General features: G+C 72.7%; 18 protein-coding genes. 4 read left to right on the top strand and 14 right to left on the bottom strand.

Annotation, left to right across the window (positions count from 1 at the left end):
- Positions 1 to 13: 13 nt before the first annotated feature.
- On the top strand, positions 14 to 799 hold the full coding sequence (locus ACGFI2_RS27710) for an enoyl-CoA hydratase-related protein (RefSeq protein WP_393522266.1): 786 nt from the start codon (positions 14 to 16) through the stop codon (positions 797 to 799).
- Between the two features lie 160 nt (positions 800 to 959).
- Positions 960 to 1,814, top strand: coding sequence for a hypothetical protein (locus ACGFI2_RS27715; RefSeq protein ID WP_393522269.1), 855 nt, complete (start codon positions 960 to 962; stop codon positions 1,812 to 1,814).
- A 31-nt stretch (positions 1,815 to 1,845) separates the two neighbouring features.
- Here ACGFI2_RS27715 and ACGFI2_RS27720 read toward each other — a convergent pair whose 3' ends face one another.
- The 7 genes from ACGFI2_RS27720 to ACGFI2_RS27750 form a co-directional block, all read right to left on the bottom strand.
- The gene (locus ACGFI2_RS27720; protein ID WP_393522271.1) at positions 1,846 to 2,676 is read right to left on the bottom strand and encodes a carbohydrate ABC transporter permease; all 831 of its coding nucleotides are present in this window, start codon (positions 2,674 to 2,676) and stop codon (positions 1,846 to 1,848) included.
- Complete coding sequence (locus tag ACGFI2_RS27725; protein ID WP_393522275.1) at positions 2,673 to 3,659, bottom strand: carbohydrate ABC transporter permease; 987 nt, start codon at positions 3,657 to 3,659, stop codon at positions 2,673 to 2,675. Before ACGFI2_RS27725 ends, ACGFI2_RS27720 begins: the two co-directional genes overlap by 4 nt.
- Entirely contained in the window at positions 3,656 to 4,948 is a 1,293-nt protein-coding gene (locus ACGFI2_RS27730) for a sugar ABC transporter substrate-binding protein (RefSeq protein WP_393522278.1), read from the bottom strand. Before ACGFI2_RS27730 ends, ACGFI2_RS27725 begins: the two co-directional genes overlap by 4 nt.
- Positions 4,949 to 5,170: 222 nt before the next feature.
- Positions 5,171 to 5,455 carry a GlsB/YeaQ/YmgE family stress response membrane protein gene (locus ACGFI2_RS27735; RefSeq protein WP_393522281.1) on the bottom strand — a complete coding sequence of 95 codons (285 nt, stop codon included), beginning with the start codon at positions 5,453 to 5,455 and terminating at the stop codon, positions 5,171 to 5,173.
- A 262-nt stretch (positions 5,456 to 5,717) separates the two neighbouring features.
- Complete coding sequence (locus tag ACGFI2_RS27740) at positions 5,718 to 6,002, bottom strand: GlsB/YeaQ/YmgE family stress response membrane protein (RefSeq protein WP_393522284.1); 285 nt, start codon at positions 6,000 to 6,002, stop codon at positions 5,718 to 5,720.
- 234 nt (positions 6,003 to 6,236) lie between these two features.
- Positions 6,237 to 8,114 carry a translation elongation factor 4 gene (gene lepA / locus ACGFI2_RS27745; RefSeq protein WP_393522287.1) on the bottom strand — a complete coding sequence of 626 codons (1,878 nt, stop codon included), beginning with the start codon at positions 8,112 to 8,114 and terminating at the stop codon, positions 6,237 to 6,239.
- Positions 8,115 to 8,209: 95 nt separating this feature from the next.
- Positions 8,210 to 8,746: a DUF4240 domain-containing protein gene (locus ACGFI2_RS27750; protein ID WP_393522289.1), complete on the bottom strand. Its 537-nt coding sequence runs from the start codon at positions 8,744 to 8,746 to the stop codon at positions 8,210 to 8,212.
- Between ACGFI2_RS27750 and ACGFI2_RS27755 the strand changes: the two genes are divergently transcribed.
- Positions 8,745 to 9,800, top strand: coding sequence for a phosphotransferase family protein (locus ACGFI2_RS27755; RefSeq protein ID WP_393522291.1), 1,056 nt, complete (start codon positions 8,745 to 8,747; stop codon positions 9,798 to 9,800). The genes ACGFI2_RS27750 and ACGFI2_RS27755 overlap by 2 nt on opposite strands.
- Before the next feature lie 214 nt (positions 9,801 to 10,014).
- Positions 10,015 to 10,281, top strand: coding sequence for a 30S ribosomal protein S20 (rpsT, locus tag ACGFI2_RS27760; protein ID WP_091071372.1), 267 nt, complete (start codon positions 10,015 to 10,017; stop codon positions 10,279 to 10,281).
- 98 nt (positions 10,282 to 10,379) lie between these two features.
- On the opposite strand, the gene ACGFI2_RS27765 is transcribed toward rpsT, so the two are convergent.
- From ACGFI2_RS27765 to ACGFI2_RS27795, 7 genes are all read right to left on the bottom strand, one after another.
- Complete coding sequence (locus ACGFI2_RS27765) at positions 10,380 to 11,636, bottom strand: cellulose-binding domain-containing protein (RefSeq protein WP_393522294.1); 1,257 nt, start codon at positions 11,634 to 11,636, stop codon at positions 10,380 to 10,382.
- A gap of 240 nt (positions 11,637 to 11,876) precedes the next feature.
- Complete coding sequence (locus tag ACGFI2_RS27770; protein ID WP_393522297.1) at positions 11,877 to 12,377, bottom strand: hypothetical protein; 501 nt, start codon at positions 12,375 to 12,377, stop codon at positions 11,877 to 11,879.
- The gene (gene holA / locus ACGFI2_RS27775) at positions 12,374 to 13,354 is read right to left on the bottom strand and encodes a DNA polymerase III subunit delta (protein ID WP_393522299.1); all 981 of its coding nucleotides are present in this window, start codon (positions 13,352 to 13,354) and stop codon (positions 12,374 to 12,376) included. The genes ACGFI2_RS27770 and holA overlap by 4 nt, the downstream gene beginning before the upstream one ends.
- 135 nt (positions 13,355 to 13,489) lie before the next feature.
- Positions 13,490 to 13,825, bottom strand: coding sequence for a hypothetical protein (locus ACGFI2_RS27780; RefSeq protein WP_393522302.1), 336 nt, complete (start codon positions 13,823 to 13,825; stop codon positions 13,490 to 13,492).
- Positions 13,826 to 14,009: 184 nt separating this feature from the next.
- Positions 14,010 to 14,387 carry a hypothetical protein gene (locus tag ACGFI2_RS27785; protein ID WP_393522305.1) on the bottom strand — a complete coding sequence of 126 codons (378 nt, stop codon included), beginning with the start codon at positions 14,385 to 14,387 and terminating at the stop codon, positions 14,010 to 14,012.
- A gap of 264 nt (positions 14,388 to 14,651) precedes the next feature.
- Positions 14,652 to 17,018, bottom strand: coding sequence for a ComEC/Rec2 family competence protein (locus ACGFI2_RS27790; protein ID WP_393522307.1), 2,367 nt, complete (start codon positions 17,016 to 17,018; stop codon positions 14,652 to 14,654).
- Positions 17,015 to 17,986 (bottom strand): helix-hairpin-helix domain-containing protein, encoded by a 972-nt coding sequence (locus ACGFI2_RS27795; protein ID WP_393522310.1) that lies wholly within the window; start codon positions 17,984 to 17,986, stop codon positions 17,015 to 17,017. The genes ACGFI2_RS27790 and ACGFI2_RS27795 overlap by 4 nt, the downstream gene beginning before the upstream one ends.
- Between the last annotated feature and the right edge of the window lie 196 nt (positions 17,987 to 18,182).

Here is an 18,182-nt window from a genome sequence, read left to right on the forward strand (position 1 = left end):
TAGTGTGCCCGGCATGACCTCTCCGGACGCTCTCGTGCGGGTCGCCACGGCCCGTGGGGTGACCACCCTCACCCTGGACAGCCCGCACAACCGCAACGCGCTCTCCACCCCGCTGATGACCCAGCTGCTGGTCGGGCTGGCCGCGGCGGTCGCCGACGACACGGTCCGGGCGATCGTGCTGGACCACACCGGCCCGGTGTTCTGCTCCGGCGCCGACCTGAAGGAGACCGCCGCCGCGTACGCCAGCGGTTCCGTGCCGGCCGGGATGCTCGGCGACGTGCTGGTCGCCGTGCGGGAGTGCCCGAAGCCGGTGCTGGCGAAGGTGGCCGGGCCGGCCCGGGCCGGCGGGCTGGGCCTGATCGCCGCCGCCGACCTGGCGGTCTGCGCCGAGGAGGCCACGTTCGCGTTCACCGAGGTGCGGATCGGCGTGATCCCGGCGGTCATCTCGGCGACCGTGCTGCCCCGGCTGAGCCCTCGGGCCGCCGCCGAGCTCTACCTGACCGGCGACACGTTCGACGGGCGGCGGGCCGCCGAGATCGGCCTGGTCACCGCCGCGGTGCCGGCGGACGGGCTGGACGCCGCCGTGCGGCGCTACTGCGCCTCGCTGGTGAAGGGCGCGCCAACGGCGCTGGCCGGGGCGAAGGAGCTGCTGCGGCGACCGTCCGCGGCCGACCTGCGGGCGGAGATCGCCGAGTTGGCGGCGCTCTCCACCGGGTACTTCCTCTCCGACGAGGGACGGGAGGGGGTGCTCGCGTTCCGCGAGAAGCGCCCGGCCGCCTGGGTGCCCGCCGGAGAATAGAAGGAGGGGCTCTCTGTCAACGCATCCGGCACAGGCGGGGCCCCCTCTTGACAGCGACCCGTCACGGGGCGGTGACGCGGCGGCGAGCAGGCCGGTCGGCCGAGTCGGGAAGCGGCGCCGGCGACGTACGCTGGTCGGACTGTCGGGACTGGGGGTGCTGGTGCGGACGCGAGCGGCGATCGTGGCATCTGGTGTGGTGGTGTGCGTACTGGCTCTGCTCGCGGTCTGGTTCGTGACCAAGCAGTTCGGTCACCACCTGCGGCTGCCGCTGGCCAGCCGGACCTGCACCGTGCAGGCCGACGGCGAGGTGGTGCTCGGCGCCGACCAGATGGCCAACGCGGCCACCATCGCGGCCATCGGCATGCAGCGCCGGATGCCCGAACGGGCCGTGGTGGTGGCGCTGGCCACCGCCTACCAGGAGTCGCACCTGCGCAACATCGCCCACGGCGACCGGGACTCGCTCGGCCTGTTCCAGCAGCGCCCGAGCCAGGGCTGGGGCACACCGGAGGAGATCCGCGACCCGCGCTACGCGGCGAGGAAGTTCTACGCCGCGCTGAAGAAGGTCCGGGGCTGGGAAGAGATGCGGGTGACCGAGGCCGCCCAGCGGGTGCAGCGGTCGGCCTACCCCGAGGCCTACGAGAAGTGGGCGGACGAGTCGGAGGTCCTCAGCCGCGCGCTGCTCGGCCAGGCGACCGGCGCGGTGGCCTGCACGGTCGGTTCGACGCCGACCATGCGCGGGCCGGCCGCGGCCAGCGCGGTGCTGGAGGGCCTGACGTTGGACTGGGGGCTGCCCCGGTTGACCGCGGCGTCGAACCTGACCGGGCTGACGGTGCCGGCCAGCGACGACCGCAACGGCTGGCGGTACGCGCACTGGCTGGTCTCGCACGCCGACGACCACGGCGTGAAGCGGGTCCGCTTCGGCAGCCTGGAGTGGACGGCCGAGCAGGGCACCTGGGCCCGGGTGAAGGGCGACCCGGCGACGCAGGTGCTGGCCGAGGTCTTCGCCGACACCTGATCGTCGGCAGTAGCGTCCGCCCAGGTGGCTCTCAGCCCTTCACCGCGCCCGCGACCAGCCCGGAGACCATCCGGCGCTGGACCAGCAGGAAGAACACGATCACCGGCAGGGTGAACAGGGTGGACGCGGCCATCACCGAGCCCCAGGCGGTGTCGTCCCGGCCGAAGAAGAACGTCATCGCCACCGGCAGCGTGTACTTCTGCTGGTCGTTGATGAAGGTCAGCGCGAAGATCAGCTCGTTCCAGGCGGTGATGAAGGAGAAGATGCTGGTGGCCACCAGGCCGGGCGCGACCAGCGGGAAGAGCACCTTGCGGAAGGTCTGGGCCCGGCTGGCCCCGTCGATCGCGGCCGCCTCCTCCAACTCCTTCGGCACCGCCGCCACGAAGCCGCGCAGCATCCAGACCGCGAACGGCAGCGAGAAGCCCAGGTAGGTGAGGATTAGGCTGGGCAGCGTGTTGTAGAGGCCGAGCCGCTGGATCATCAGGAACAGCGGGATGACCAGCGCCTCCAGCGGGATCATCTGCACCACCAGGAGCAGGATCAGGAAGCTGGTGCGCAGCTTGAACCGGAACCGGGCCACCGCGGTCGCGGCGAGCAGCGCGACCAGCCCGCTCAGCAGCACGGTGGCCACCGCGACCAGCACGCTGTTGAGGAAGAAGTCGAGGAACGTCACGCCGGGGATCAGGTTGCCGGTGAGGATCTCCCGGTAGTGCTCCAGGGTGGGCTCGGCCGGCACCGGACGTGGCGTGGTGGAGAAGATCTCCCGGTTGGGCTTCAGCGACGTCGCGATCATCCAGTAGACGGGGAACGCGGCGAAGAGGGCGACCAGCAGGCCGGCCCCGTTGAGCGCGAGCTTCTTCACGACTCGTCCTCCTGCCGGAGCACCATGCGGACGTACAGGGCGGTCACCACGAGCAGGATGACGGTGAGGATGACGGCGATCGCGGAACCGAGGCCGTACTTGGGCGGCGGCGAGAACGCCTCCGCGTACGAGTAGATCGACAGCATGAACGTCGACCGGTCCTGGGTGCCGCCGGCCAGCACGAACTGCTGGGTGAAGACCTTGAAGTCCCAGATCGTGGAGAGCACCACGAGGATGCCGAAGACCGGCCGCAGGATCGGGAACGTGACCGACCAGAAGACCCGCCACGGCCCGGCGCCGTCGACCCGGGCCGCCTCCTGCAACTCGGTCGGCACGCTCTTGAGCCCGGCCAGCACGCTCACCGCGATGAACGGGAACGAGTGCCAGACCACCACAAGCGTCAGGATGGCGAAGAACAGCAGCGGGTCGTTGAACCAGCCGTAGCCGGTCCAGTCGCTACGCCCGAACAGGGCGGTGGAGAGGCCGTCGGGGAGCTTGTTGAACAGCCAGGTGACCAGGCCGCTCGTATCGTCGAAGATCCACTTCCAGACGATGGTGCCGGTGAGCGCCGGGGTGGCCCAGGCCAGCATCACGCAGCTCGCCACGAACGTGGCCATCTTCTTGCCGAGCCGGTTGAGCAGCAGACCGACAAGCGTGCCGAGCACCATGGTGAGCGCCACGTTGGCGACCGCGAACAGCACGGTGTTGCGCAGCACCGTACGGAAGAACGGGTCGCCGAGGATCTGCGCGTAGTTGGCCAGGCCAACCCACGGCCACTCGCGGTCCCCGCGCAGCTGCCGGACGCTGTCCAGCTTGTAGAAGGACATCATCACGACCTGGCCGAGCGGCCAGAGCAGCAGCACGGCGATTATCGCCAGGCAGGGCAGGAGCAGCAGGTACGGGAGGCGGTCCACCTTGCGGCGCCGCCGCGCGGGGGTTTCCCGCGCGGCGGCCTCGTCAGGGCTCTTCGTCAGCACGCTCACGTGGCGTTGAGGATGCTTTCCATCTCGGTGGCCGCGTCGGCGGTTGCCTTCTCGACCGTCTTCTGGCCCTTGATGACCGAGCTGTTCATCGCCTGGGTCACCGTCTTGGTGCGGCTGACCTCGACCCACTTGGGGGTGAGCGGGGTCAGCTTGGTGTTCTGGATGGCGGTGGCGAACGCGGCCATCACCTTGTCGTCGGCGTAGTTGCCGCTGCTGACCAGGTCCTTGTAGACCGGGAAGAAGCCGAGGCTGGAGGCGAACTCCTGGTCCTTCTGCTTGCTCAGCAGCACGGTCGTGTAGTCCCAGGCCAGGGACTGCCGCTCGCTGTCCTTCCAGACCGCGATGTCGGAGCCACCGGCGAACGCCGGGGCGGGCTTGCCGTCCGGACCGGGGATCGGGAACGTGCCCCAGACCTTCTCGATGTCGGGGTTGTCCTTCTTCATCGCACCGCCCTGCCAGCTGCCGGCGAACGCCATGGCGGCCTTGCCGGTGGCGAACTGGGTGCGGGCGTCGACCTCGTTCCAGCCGGCCGCGGCGGGCGGGGCGACCTTGTGCACGGTCACCAGGTCGGTCCAGAACTTGACCGCCTTCTGCGCCTCGGGCGTGTTGTAGCCGGACTTCCAGCTGTCGCCGTCCTTGGTGGCGATCTCGCCGCCGGCGCCCCAGAGGAAGGAGTAGAACGGCAGCTCGGAGTTGCCGGGCAGGGCGATGCCGTAGGTGCCGGGTTTCTTGGCCTGGACGGCCTTGGCGGCGGCGACCATCTCGTCCCAGTTCGTCGGCGGCTTCACGCCGGCCTCGGCGAACCAGTCGGTGCGGTAGTAGACGGCGCGCACGCCGGCGTACCACGGCACGCCGTACTGCTTGCCGTCGAGCTGGGCGTTCTTGACCAGGTCGGGCAGGATGTCCTTGCCCTCGGACCAGCCGTTGAACTTGTCCGTGACGTCGGCGAGGGCCTCCTGCGCCGCCCAGCCCTGGGTCTCGGTGTTGCCCAGCTCGGTGACGTCCGGGCCTTCCCCGCCGGCCAGTGCGGCCTGGAACTTCTTCGGCGCCTCGAGCCAGGGAATGTACTGCACCACGACGTCGGTCTCGGGGTGCTTCTTCTTGAACTCCGCCTCGACCGTGTCGAGGAACGCGGTCTGGGCGTCGCCGCCCTCGCCCATCATCCAGACCGTCAGCTTGCTGTTGTCGGCGGCCTTGTCGTCGTCGCCGGAGCCACCGCATCCGGTCAGCACCAGCGCGGCCGACGCCACGATGGCGGTGACCGGAGCGAGCCGCTTCCACCTGTTCACGCCATATCTCCCTCAGGGCCGTTTGGCACTAACCTTCCCCGCCGCACCTTAGTAGGAAAATTTCCTTTACAACAGGGGGAGTTCGCGGCGGGCGGCCGAGGCGACGGTATCGCAGCCGAAGGCCCGGCCGGCAGGGGTGCCGTCCGGGCAGGTCAGAGCGGGGGTACGCGGACGGGCGCCCGGCCGGTGGCCGGGCGCCCGTCGAGGCTCGAGGTGCGGGGGTCAGTAGCGCGAGACGCTGCGCCGACGGCCGACGCCGGCCACCAGGGCCACCGCGATGGCGGCGAAGAGCACCTGCAGCAGCAGCTCACGCCAGTCGATCCCGGCGGTCTCGGCGAAGCCGGAGGCCCGGGCGACGATCGTACCCAGCAGCGCGGCGCCGACGCCGATCAGCATGTGCAGCCACATCGGCATGTTCTGCCGGCCCGGCACGACCAGCCGGCCCAGCGCGCCGACGATCAGACCAACGACCAGCGCCGTGATGATTCCCCAGACGGTGAGCTCCATGGTCGCCCTCCTCCTTCAGATCCGTTCACACGATTCCGTGTGGTTTCTGTCGTGACCGTTAAGTTCCCGACCGGTCGAAATCCCAAACCGGCTCCGATCACGAATTGTTCAAACCGGCCCTGAGCTGGGATTTCTTGCTCAAGTCCCACGCTCGGCCACCGTGGCCCGCCTGCGCAAGTCGGACCGACGGGGGTCAATGCGGAAAACGCCGACGGGCGCCCGGCCGGTCGGCCGGGCGCCCGTCGAGGCGCGTGATGCGCGATCAGTGGTGGGTGACGCCGCGCCGACGGCCGACGCCGGCCACCAGGGCCACGGCGATGGCGGCGAAGAGGACCTGCAGCAGCAGCTCACGCCAGTCGATCCCGGCGGTGTCGGCGAAGCCGGAGGCCCGGGCGACGATCGTGCCCAGCAGCGCGGCGCCGACGCCGATCAGCATGTGCAGCCAGATCGGCATGTTCTGACGGCCCGGCACGACCAGCCGGGCCAGCGCGCCGACGATCAGGCCGACGATCAGCGCGGTGATGATGCCCCAGACGGTGAACTCCACGATCGGTCCTCCAAATAAGCGGTTTCGCACGTTCTGTGCGGTTGCTGTCGTGACCGCTAAGTGCCCGACCGGCAAAAAATCCAAACCGGCCGGGACCTCGGTGAGTCGCCCCCAACCGGCCTGACGGCGCGAATCCGCAGGTGGGAGCGCTGCCGTTAGCTGAAAATTTCCTGAGTACGCGAACCGGCCGGCACCCCGGGAGGGGGCGCCGGCCGGTTCCTGAGGCCTGGTGGGCTACTTCTTGCCGGCGGTCTTGCCGTCGCCGGAGTCGGAGGAGAGCGCGGCGATGAAGGCCTCCTGCGGGACCTCCACCCGGCCCACCATCTTCATCCGCTTCTTGCCCTCCTTCTGCTTCTCCAGCAGCTTGCGCTTACGGCTGATGTCACCGCCGTAGCACTTGGCGAGCACGTCCTTGCGGATCGCGCGGATCGTCTCGCGGGCGATCACCCGGTTGCCGATGGCCGCCTGGATCGGCACCTCGAACTGCTGGCGCGGGATCAGCGAGCGCAGCTTCGCCGCGATCGTCGTGCCGTAGTTGTAGGCCTTGTCCTTGTGCACGATGGCGCTGAACGCGTCCACCGGCTCGCCGTGCAGCAGGATGTCGACCTTCACCAGGTCGGACGCCTGTTCGCCGGAGGTCTCGTAGTCCAGCGAGGCGTAACCCTTGGTACGGCTCTTGAGCTGGTCGAAGAAGTCGAAGATGATCTCGGCCAGCGGCAGCGTGTAGCGCAGCTCCACCCGGTCGGCGGAGAGGTAGTCCATGCCGAGCAGGGTGCCCCGGCGACCCTGGCACAGCTCCATCACGGCGCCCACGTAGTCGTTCGGGGTGAGCACGGTGGCCCGCACCGTCGGCTCGTACACCTCGGCGATCTTGCCGGTCGGGTACTCGCTCGGGTTGGTGACCACGATCTCCTCGCCGTCCTCCGTGATGGCGCGGTAGACCACGTTGGGCGCGGTGGAGATGAGATCGAGGTTGAACTCCCGCTCCAGCCGCTCCCGGATGATCTCCAGGTGCAGCAGGCCGAGGAAGCCGCAGCGGAAACCGAAGCCCAGCGCGCCGGAGGTCTCCGGCTCGTAGACCAACGCGGCGTCGTTGAGTTTGAGCTTGTCGAGCGCCTCACGCAGGTTGGGGTAGTCCGAGCCGTCGATCGGATAGAGGCCCGAGTAGACCATCGGCTTCGGGTCCTTGTAGCCCCCGAGCGCCTCCTTGGCCTGGTTGCCGTTGATGGTGACCGTGTCGCCGACCCGGGACTGGCGCACGTCCTTCACGCCGGTGATCAGGTAGCCCACCTCGCCGACGCCGAGCGCGTCGGCCTTCACCATCTCCGGCGAGATGACACCGATCTCCAGCAGCTCGTGGACCGCGCCGGTGGACATCATCTTGATCCGGTCCCGGGCCGAGATCCGGCCGTCGATCACCCGGACGTAGGTCACCACGCCGCGGTAGACGTCGTACACCGAGTCGAAGATCATCGCGCGGGCCGGGTCGTCGGCCGCGCCGACCGGCGGCACGAACTGCCGGACGATCTCGTCGAGCAGGTACGGCACACCCGCACCGGTCTTGCCGGAGACCCGGATGCAGTCCGCCGGGTCGCCACCGATCAGGTGGGCCAGCTCCTCGGCGTACTTCTCCGGCTGGGCCGCCGGCAGGTCGATCTTGTTGAGCACCGGGATGATGTGCAGGTCGTTCTCGAGCGCCAGGTAGAGGTTGGCAAGCGTCTGCGCCTCGATGCCCTGCGCGGCGTCAACCAGCAGGATCGCGCCCTCACAGGCGGCCAGCGAGCGGGACACCTCGTAGGTGAAGTCGACGTGGCCCGGGGTGTCGATCATGTTGAGCACGGCGGTCTCGCCGGTCCGGTCACCCTCCCGGATGGTCCACGGCATCCGGACGGCCTGGCTCTTGATGGTGATGCCGCGCTCGCGCTCGATGTCCATCCGGTCCAGGTATTGCGCGCGCATCTGCCGGGGGTCGACCACGCCGGTGAGCTGCAGCATCCGGTCGGCCAGGGTCGACTTCCCGTGGTCGATGTGGGCGATGATGCAGAAGTTCCGGATGCGCGCCGGGTCGGTGGCACCGGGAGCGTTCACGCCGGGATCGAGCGTCGGTGGCACAGCGGTCCGTTCTGATCGGCTGACGGGAGCGGGCCGGCGTGGCGCCGGCTGCCTCTATGCTCCCACGTCGTCCGAGGCGCGCCCGGGCTCCCCCGTCACTCCGCCGGCGGCTCGACGAAGAGCGCGGCGAGCCTCGGCAGTCGGCGGCGGGCCTCCTCCTCGTCGTCGAAGTCCCAGAAGTCGTTCAGGTCGGGCACCGGCACCGGATCACGCTCGGCGGGCAGCTCGGCCGCCGTGGCCTTCCGGTACGCCTCCCAGGGCACCGACAGCATCCGCTCGCACTCGAACTCCTCGCCGCTGAGCGCGGCGGCCCGCACCCGGGGCAGCTCGGCCAGCGAGTCCGGCTCGCCGACCGCCCGCGCGAAGACGGCCCGGCCCTGCGTCATGAGCCAGCCCCGGAAGTATTCGAAGCCGTCGTCCGAGGCGCCGCCGTTGATCAGGTAGGCCGCGCCCCACAGGTCGACCCGGTAGGAGGCGGCCACCACCCGCCGCTGGTGGTGTGCGTATCCGACGATCTCCTCGGGGTCGCGCTCGGCCAGCAGCGCGACCGCCCGGGCGGCGACCGCGTCGGCCTCTCCCCCGGCACCGGCCCGGGCCTGGTCGATCAACTGCCAGAACTCCTCGGTCCTCATGGTCGGCAGTCTGGCAGAGCCCACCGACGCGCCGCCCGCACCCGACCAGGCGCCGGTGCGGCAGCATGGTGCGGTGCGCGCGATCTCGCTACCGCCCGTTCCGTACGGGGCGACGGCCGTCCGGCCCGGCTGGACCGACTTGCCGGCCGGGCTGCGCGACGCGCTGGCGGCCCGGCTCGGCGGCCCGCCGGCGGCGGTCGAGGTGGCCGGCGGCGGCTTCACCCGCGGCTTCGCCGCCGTGCTGACCGGCCCGAGCGGCGGGCGGGTGTTCGTCAAGGCGGCCGCGCTTGACGGACAGCGGCACCTGGTCGACTGGTACGCCCACGAGGCCACGATCCTGGCCCGGCTCCCCGCCGGCCTGCCGGTGCCCCGGCCACGCTGGGCGCTGACCCACTCCGGCTGGTACGCCCTCGCGCTGGACGCCATCGACGGGCACACCCCCCGGCTGCCCTGGGACCCGGCCGAGCTGGCGGCGACCCTCACCACGTACGCCGAGGTGGCCGCCGCGCTCGCCGACCCGCCCGCGCAGCTCGCCGCGCTCGGCCTGCCCCGCCTCGCCGACCTGGCCCGGGACGACATCCTGTGGTGGGGCGAGGTGGCCGCCGGCCGCGAGCCGCTGCCCGAGCCGGCGACCCGGGCGCCGCTGGCGGAGCTGGTGGCGCTGGAGTCCCGCCTCCCCCGGTACGCCGACGCCGCCCCCGGGCTGGCCCACGGCGACCTGCGGGTGGACAACGTCCTGCTGGACGCCGGAGGCCGCGCCTGGCTCTGCGACTGGACCTGGCTCTGCCACGGGCCGGCCTGGTTCGACCTGGCCGGCCTGCTGATCACCGGGTACGCCACCGGCCTCGACGCGGACGCCGCCTTCGCCGCCCACCCGGCGACCGCCGGGGCACCCGCCGACTCGCTGGACGTGAGCCTCGCCGCACTGGCCGGCTACTTCCTCACCGGCGCCGCCGCCGGGCCGTCGACCGCCTCCCCGCACCTGCGGTCCCACCAGCGGTGGAGCGGGGAGCAGGCGCTCGCCTGGCTGGCCACCCGCCAGGGCTGGACCTGACCCGCCGCCTACCTCCCAGCAAGGAGGGGCCCCCTCTCAACGCTTCCGGTAGAGGAGGGGCCCTCTTGACCAGAGGTGTTAAAGAGGGGCCCCTCCTTACCCTGGTTTTGGCTCGCCGGGGAGGGACTGGTAGCCTGGCTACTCGCGCGGCGATGACGGCTGCTCGTCGTGCGCGGAAGCTGACCAACCCGAGCTATCAAGACGAGGCTGTCGCGTGGCGAACATCAAGTCCCAGATCAAGCGCAACCGGCAGAACGAGAAGCGCCGGCTGCGGAACAAGTCGGTCAAGTCGTCGCTGAAGACCGCCATCCGCAAGTTCCACGAGGCTGCTGAGGCCGGCGACGCCGAGAAGGCGACCGTCCTCATGCAGGAGGCCACCCGCAAGCTGGACAAGGCCGCCAGCAAGGGTGTCATCCACGCCAACCAGGCGGCCAACCGGAAGTCGGCGATCGCCAAGCGCGTCGCCTCGTTCTCGGCCTGACAAGACCGTAGACCCGACCGGAAGCCCCGGGACACCGTCCCGGGGCTTCCGGCTGTCCGCTTTCCGGACCCGGGCCCGCCGTGGCGGGACCGTGCGGGTCAGCAGCCGATCCGGCTGGACCCCACCGCGATGTCGTCGTACCAGAGGGTGTCGGCGCCGCCGCCGTAGCTCTCCCAGCCCAGCTTCAGGTCGGTGAGCTGCGGACGCCAGGTGCGGTTGTACCACTGGCCGTCGATGTCGTGCGTCGGCACGCCGTCGGCGGTGAGTCCGGCGACGGCGGCCCCGTCCAGCCAGGTGCGGAGCTGCCCGGCCGAGCCGTCGACCATGAACTCCAGGCAGGCCCACCGGTTGGTGGGCAGCGGCACGCTCTGCGCCACCCCGGCCGGGCTCTGCTCGGGCAGCGTCGCGTCGTCGGAGGCACGGTTCCACTGCATGGCGCCGTTCTGACCGCCCATCCGCAGGTCCTTGTTGCCGTCGGCGGCGTCGGCCATCGCGATCATCGTGGTGTGGTCGGTGGGCTGGGCGGTGGTGTGCCGCACCCAGATCCGGCCGTACCGGACACTGCCCACGCTGCCGAGGTTCTTCGTCGACCTGATGAAGACGTGGTTACAGTATCCGGCCGCGCCGTTGATCCGGACCGCCCGGCTACCGCTGTGGGTGGTGGCCGTGTCGATGATGGCCGTGCCGGCGCCCGCACAGTCCGGATTCACCACGGTCCAGTCGCCGGACGGCGTCGAGCCGGTCTGGTTCTCGAAGCCGTCGCAGAGCACGGCCCCGGCACACCCGGCCGGCGGGTTGGTGGTCGGCGGCGGACTGGTCGGCGGGGCCGTGGTCGGCGGGAGCGTGGTGGGCGGGGCGCTGGTGGGCGGGGCCGTGGTCGGCGGCGCGGTGGTCGGGTTCATCGTGGTGGGCCCGCCGGTCGGGGTCGGCCCGGCGCCGTTGCACGGCACCCCGTTCAGGGTGAACCCGGTGGGCGCGCCGCCGCCGGTGGCGAACGTGCCCTGCACGCCGAACTCGGTGGCGCCGCCGGCCGGAATGCTGCCGTTGTACGACACGTTGCGGGCGGTCACCGTCGTTCCGGACTGGCTGACCGTGGCGTTCCAGCCGTTCGTGACGCGCTGGTCGCCGGCGTACGTCCAGGTGACGGTCCAACTGGAGACGGCGGTGTCACCGGGTGAGACCTTGACGGCGGCGGTGAACCCGCCGGGCCACTGGTTGGGCGTGTAGTCGACCCGGCAGCCCTGGGCGGCTGCGGCCGGGCCGGCGAGCAGGGCCGTTCCGGTCGCGGCCACGGTGGCGGCCAGCGCGGCGACGACCGCCAGGGTGGGGGCGGTGCGGGCGCGGAGAATCGTCATGAAGGGTCCTTCGGCATCGAGCTGGGCGGAGGCGACGCGGCGACGCGTGTCCTGGACGGACGCGGCGCGACAACGTGCCCTGGGTACGGCGCGACGATGCGCCACAGCGACTGGTCGGCGCGTACGACCGAAATGCCCGGCTCGGGGTGGACCTGTACGCCGCCGGCGGCCCGGTCGTCCGGACCTCGGCGGTGCCCACCCTCAATCTATTGACAGATTCCTATCCAATCAAGCTTCCGGTCAGCGGAGGGAATCGGGCCAGGCGACCCCGGACCCGGTCCGGCGCTCGCCCTCGCCGGCCCGGTCGAACGGCAGCACGGAGCGGCCCGGCTGGTGGTAGGGAACGGCCGGGCCGGTCGCCCTCGGGTCGGCGGCCAGGCTCAGGCCACCGGGCAGCGCCCGGGCCCCGGTCGGCACCCGCGCCCGCCCGACGACCGGCTCCACCTGCCGGCGGAAGCGGTCCCGCTCCTGCTCGGGCACCTGCGCCGCGGTGCGGATCACCATCTCGGCCACCACGTCGTTCAGCTTGACCATCGCGGCCACGGCGGTCGGCAACACCAGCACCGCCCACCAGTTGACCAGCTCGGCGAGCGCGAGCAGCACGGCCAGCGCCGCGGCGCCCTCGAAGAAGAGGAAGCAGAGCACTCCGCCCGGGTTGACGAAGCGCAGTCCGAGCACCCGGGCGTAGAGGGGGCGGTACCGCTCCTCGTCCGTCGGCACGGTCGACCACGCTCGGGTCACCGGGCGCCGCCCTGCCGGGCCGCCGCCACCGAGAAGACGGCCCGCTCCAGGGCGTAGGCCCGGTCGTCGGCGCCGCCCTTGACCGCCGCGTTGCACTCGGCTGCCGCCCGCATCGCCTCGACCAGGCCCTCCGGCGTCCAGCCGCGGCCCTGACGCTGGGCCCGCTCGATCTTCCACGCGGGCATGCCCAGGCTGCTGGCGAGCTGGTAGGCGTTGCCCCGCCCGGCCGAGGCGACGCGGGCCACGGTCCGCACGCCGTCGGCGAGCGCGTCGGCGATGGGCACCGGGTCCACCCCGACGTGCAGCGCCCAGCGCAACGCCTCCAGGGCGCCGGGCACGTCGCCGACCATCGTCGCGTCGGCCACCGTGAAGCCGGTGACCTCCACCCGGCCCCGGTAGTAGCGGGAGACCGTCTCGGCGGCGATCCGCCCGTCGGTGTCGGCGACGAGCTGGGAGCAGGCGGCGGCCAGCTCGCGCAGGTCGTTGCCGACCGCCGCGATCAGGGCCTCGGCCGCGTCGTCGGTGCACTTTCCGCCGTTGCGGCGGATCTCGTCCCGGACGAAGGCGACCCGCTCGCGATGCCCCTTCAGCTTCGCCGCCGGCACCACGGTCGCGCCCGCCGACCGCAGCCCGTCGGCGAACGCCTTGCCCTTCCCACCACCCAGGTGCAGCACCACGAGCTGCACGTCCGGGTCGGGATTCTTCGCGTACGCCAGCAGCGCGGCGGACAGGTCCTTGCGGGTGTCCTGCCCGGAGCGGAGCACCAGCACCCGGCGACCGCCGAACAGCGACGGGCTCAGCATCTCGTCGATCTCGCCGACCGCCACCGAGCCGGCCTGGTATTCCCGCACGTCCACCTCGGGGTCCACCGCGCGGGCCCGGGCAACGGCTTCGGCGACCGCGCGCGTGGCGAGCAGCTCCTCGTCGCCAAGGACGAGCAGAATGGGAGGCAGGCTGGCGGGGGTCACGTCGCCCATACTCGCACGCACTCCGATCGCTTCGTGCCTGCTCATCGGGGACTGTGACGGCGCAGCCCGCACTCAACGCAAATCCAGACATTTGCCTTGATTCACCAGCTATGCCGACAAGATCCCCGGTTCGGTTCGGCACGGTCACCGCGACCGTCCCGGTTCGACGCCCCGCGCGACCACCGCCGGCCCGGCACCGGCCCGGACCGTGGCCACGTCGCCGCCGGTGTCGGTCCGCGTCACCCGCGCCCCTTCCCTGGTCAACCGGCCCAGCAGGCCCGGGTTGGGATGCCCGTAGTCGTTGTCGACGCCGACGCAGACCAGCGCGACCGCCGGGCGGACCGCGGCGAGGAACTCCGGATCCTGGTACGCCGACGCATGAGCGCGGCGGGTACCGACAAAACAGCCCCAGGCGGCGCGCCAACGCTGACACCGGGGCTTGGACCGGAGGTAGCCGGCCATGACCGACGACTGGATCACGCGGGCGACGGTGCGGGGGAAACGCCGCTGTACGTGGCGATCGTGGCGACCGACGGCCACGCGTGACCCTCTGCGACCAGGAGACCTCCGGTCCGGTCGTGGGGCGTCGACACCGCACGCCTCGCCGGAGGTTCCGCCTGGTCTCAGGCCGTCACGCCATCGACGAGGCCGATGGTCGCCACGACTAGCCGATGCAGATGGCGACGGCCCTGATGGTCTGGACCGTCGTGCCCCGGTTGCTGCCGCGCACCACCCAGCCGTTGCCGGAGGCGAAGGAGTCGGTGATGAAGATGTCGAAGGCGGATGTCTGGCCGCCACCACCGGTCACGATCGTGCCGGACGGGCAGGTGACGGTGGCGACCCCGTTGGCCCCCGGCGCCACCGACACCGCGGTGCCGGTCCGCTGCGACAGCGGAGCCATCGCCACCCCCGACTTGGTGGCCGTGGTCGAGCCGGGGTCGGCGGCGGCCGTCAGGGGTACGGCCAGCAGGAGGCCGCCGGCCAGTGCCGCCCCCGCGCCGGCGAGGATCAGCTTCTTGTTCTTCATGGCTGGAATTCCCATCGCTTGTCGAGACATGGTCACCCGTACGGTGGCCCCAGGTTGGCCCACCTCGCGGGATGGAATCCATAGATGACCAGCTAAATTCCAGATAAGACAAATCTATCGGTATTCATCAGGTTTTGCTCACGGCGATATCCTCTGACCAGGGCGTTTGCCCCGCCTGGTCGCCGTTGGCCGCCTGGTCGTCAGCAAGGTTGCGGGGATCGCGTCGAACGTCTACCGGCCGGGTCTGCCAGCGACAGTGGCAGTGTGGCGGGCAGAGCTTCAGCGCGACCGCCCCGGCTCGGTGCCGCGCGCCACCACCGCCAGGCCGGCACCGGCCCGGACGGCGGCCACGTCCCCGTCGGTGTCGGTCCGCATCACCCGCGCGCCGCCCCGGCTCAACCGGCCCAGCAGGCCGGCGTTGGGATGCCCGTAGTCGTTGTCGACGCCGACGCAGACCAATGCGACCGCCGGCCGGACCGCGGCGAGGAACTCCGGGGCCTGGTACGCCGACCCGTGGTGCGCCACCTTCAGCACGTCCGCCCGGATCGCGGCGGTCGGCACCGTCTCCACCAGCGCCCGCTGCTCCTCGGTCTCGGCGTCCCCGGCCAGCAGGATCCGCACCCCGGCCACGGTGGCGGTCAGCACCAGCGAGTTGTTGTTCGGGTCGGAGCGGCTCCCGCGCAGCGGGTACGGCGGCCCGACCGCGGCCAGCTCCACCGCACCGGCCCGCCAGCGCCAGCCCGCCTGCGCCGCGCCGAGACGGGCGCCACCGCGGCCGGCCGCCGCACGCACCTGGGCGACCCCGTAGGGCGGCTCGGACCAGGGCGGAGCGACCACCGCACCGACCCGCCGCCCCCGGAACACCCCGGCGACCCCGCCCACGTGGTCGGCGTGGAAGTGGCTGACCACCAGCAACGGCACCTCGCGTACGCGGAGCCGCCGCAGGCAGCCGTCCACCCCGGACGGCTCCGGACCGGCGTCGACCACCACGGCCCGCCCGGCGGCGACCGGCAGCACCACCGCGTCGCCCTGCCCCACCGCGCACGCCACCACCACCCAACCGCGCGGCGGCCAACCAGAGGCCAGCAACCGGATCGGCACCGCACCCAGCATCACGGCCACCACGACGACCGCGACCAGCCGCCGGGCCCGACGCCGCCGGGCGGCGAGCAGCAGCGCCACGCTCACGGCGGCCAGCAGCAGGGCGCCGGCCACCCCACCCACCCACGGCACGTTCCCGGCCGGCAGCCCCGCCCCGTGCGACGCCACCGCCACCAGCCAACGCGCCGGCCAGCTCGCCAACCAGGCGAGGAACTCGGCGCCGGCCGGCCACACCGGAGACAGCACCGCGGCGAGCACGCCCAGCACCGTGGCCGGCGCGACGGCGGGCACGACCAACAGGTTCGCCGGCACCGCCACCAGGCTGACCGTCGCGGACAGCCCGGCGATCACCGGGCCGCACGCGAGCTGCGCGGCGGCCGGCACCGCCAGCGCCTCCGCCAACCCCGGCGGTACGCCCCGACGACGCAACGCGTCCCGCCACCCGGGCGCGAGCAGCAGCAGACCGCCGGTGGCGCAGACCGACAGCGCGAAGCCCGGGTCCCCGGCCAGGTCCGGGTCCAGCAGCACCAGCCCGGCGACCGCGGCGGCCAGCGCGGGCAGCGCGGCCCGGGACCGCCCGGCGGCCAGCGCGGCGAGCCCGATCGCGCCCATCGCCGCGGCCCGCACCACACTCGGCGAGGGCCGCACCAGGATGACGAAGCCGACCAGGGCGAGGCCGCAGAGCGCAACCGCGGTACGCGGACCGGCACGCGCCCAGCGGGCCAGCAGCAGCACCGCGCCCACGATGATCGCCACGTTGGACCCGGACACCGCGTTGAGGTGCGTCATCCCGGTGGCCCGGAAGTCCTCCTCCACCTCGGGCAGCAGCCGGCTCGTGTCCCCCACCACCAGTCCGGGCAGCAACCCGCCCGGGGCGTCGGGCAGCGGTGCGCAGGCCCGTTGCAGCCCGGCCCGCAGCGCGCCGGCCGCTCGCTGCGCCCGGGACGGGGCGCCGTGCCGGGTGGGTGACCCGGTGGCCGAGAGCACCGCCGCCGTGAGGTCGCCGCCGCGCGGCTCGGCGAGCCGGCCGCGGGTGGTGACCCGCTGCCCCGGCAGCATCTCCTGCCAGCCCGGGTCGGTGGCGAGCACCAGGCCGCGCACCGGGCCGGTGACCTGACCGCCGTCGGGGCCGGTGAGGCGTACCAGATCGACCCGGATCAGCAGCGGCGCCGGGCGGCCGGGTGAGCCGCGTACCCGGCGGGGGTCGTCCCGCACCACCAGATCGGCGGTGACCAGCGCGTGCTCGGTGACGAGCGCGCGGATCGGGGCGGCGTCGCGGGCCGCGAGCCGGGCCCCGGTCGCCGCCGCCCCGCACAGCACGCCGAGCAGGACGGCCACGGCGACCCAGCGGTAGCGGCGGATCGGCGCGGGGCGCTCGCGGCGCAGGCGCAGGCCCGCGACCAGGGCGAGCGCGGCAGCGGCGGCGGCCAGCCAGGCGGTCGCCCGGACGGAGAGGTGAAGCCCGGCCAGCGCGGCGAGCCAGGCGGCCACCGCGAACCCGGCCAGCCGCAGGTCCGGCCCGGCATCCCCACCGTCGGCGCTCACACCGTCACCAGTTCCTTGAGCTGCTCGTAGCGGGCGTCGCCGATGCCCTCGACCTGCCGCAGGTCGGAGACGGACCGGAAGGCGCCGTGCTGCTCCCGGTGGTCGAGGATCCGCTGGGCGAGCACCGGGCCGACGCCGGGCAGCGTGTCGAGCTGGGCGAGCGTGGCGGTGTTCAGGTTGACCGGCCCGGCCGGCGCCGCCCCGCCGCCCGCCGCCGGACCGGCCGCCGGCCCGGGGGCGGCCTGCCCCGGCGGGGCGGTGACGCCGACCAGGATCAGCTCGCCGTCGGTGACCTTGCGGGCCGGGTTGAGCAGCGCCACGTCGACGCCGGGCAGCGCGCCGCCGGCCGCCTCCACGGCGTCGGCCAACCGGGCGCCGGCCGGCAGCCGCACCAGCCCCGGCCGGCGGACCTTGCCGGCCACCGCGACGACCACCTGCCCGGACGAGCCGGCCGGCGCGGCCACCCCGGTCACCGCGCCGGCCGCCGCCCGCGTCGCCTCCCCGGCCGGGGCCTCGCCGGCCGGCGCCATCGGACGGATCGGCTCGGCGGTCGGGCGGGAGCGCCACGCCCAGACGGCGGCCACCAGCACGACGAGCGTGGCCACGGCGGCGAGGGCCCGGACACCGCGCCGGCCCGGGTCGAACGCGCCCGGCCCGGGCAGCCGGGACGCCAGCCCTCGCGCGGGCTCCCCGGGTGGGCTCTCCTCCGGTCCGTCGGGATCGTCCTCGACGAACGTCGGACCCGGCCCGAACGGCCGCGTGAGCCCGTGATCGGGCTCCGGGTGGCCGCGTGGCGGTCCGGGGCGGTCCGGCTCGACGAACGGGTACGCCGGTGACAGCTCGGGCGTCGCCGCTCGGACGGCATGCGGCGCGCCGCCGGCGACAGCCGGGACGGCGGTCCTACCCGCTGCTGGCGTGAACAGCCGGGCGAGCCTCCGCCGAACCGTCGTCTCCTCGTCGTCTGACACGGCTCGGGACGTTAGCGACGACGGCGGGCCCAGGGCCGGCCCACGGACCCCTCGCCTGTGGACAACAGGCGGTTGTGGACAACCACCCGATCATGCCGCCGATGTGCTGGCCGGCGATGTCCCAGGTGATGCCGCGCGCCGATGCCGATCGCGAGTGGCCACCTCGGGAGGCTACGAACTTGAGGTCGGGGGGGGG

It is taken from the genome of Micromonospora sp. NPDC049282 (assembly GCF_043197045.1).
Taxonomy (GTDB): Bacteria; Actinomycetota; Actinomycetes; order Mycobacteriales; family Micromonosporaceae; genus Micromonospora.

Coding starts and splice junctions, on each gene's coding strand:
- ACGFI2_RS27710 (WP_393522266.1), top strand. CDS start 14: ATGACCTCTCCGGACGCTCTCGTGCGGGTCGCCACGGCCCGTGGGGTG.
- ACGFI2_RS27735 (WP_393522281.1), bottom strand. CDS start 5,455: ATGGAGCTCACCGTCTGGGGAATCATCACGGCGCTGGTCGTTGGTCTG.
- ACGFI2_RS27755 (WP_393522291.1), top strand. CDS start 8,745: ATGGTCGGCAGTCTGGCAGAGCCCACCGACGCGCCGCCCGCACCCGAC.
- ACGFI2_RS27750 (WP_393522289.1), bottom strand. CDS start 8,746: ATGAGGACCGAGGAGTTCTGGCAGTTGATCGACCAGGCCCGGGCCGGT.
- ACGFI2_RS27765 (WP_393522294.1), bottom strand. CDS start 11,636: ATGACGATTCTCCGCGCCCGCACCGCCCCCACCCTGGCGGTCGTCGCC.
- holA (WP_393522299.1), bottom strand. CDS start 13,354: ATGGGCGACGTGACCCCCGCCAGCCTGCCTCCCATTCTGCTCGTCCTT.
- ACGFI2_RS27785 (WP_393522305.1), bottom strand. CDS start 14,387: ATGGGAATTCCAGCCATGAAGAACAAGAAGCTGATCCTCGCCGGCGCG.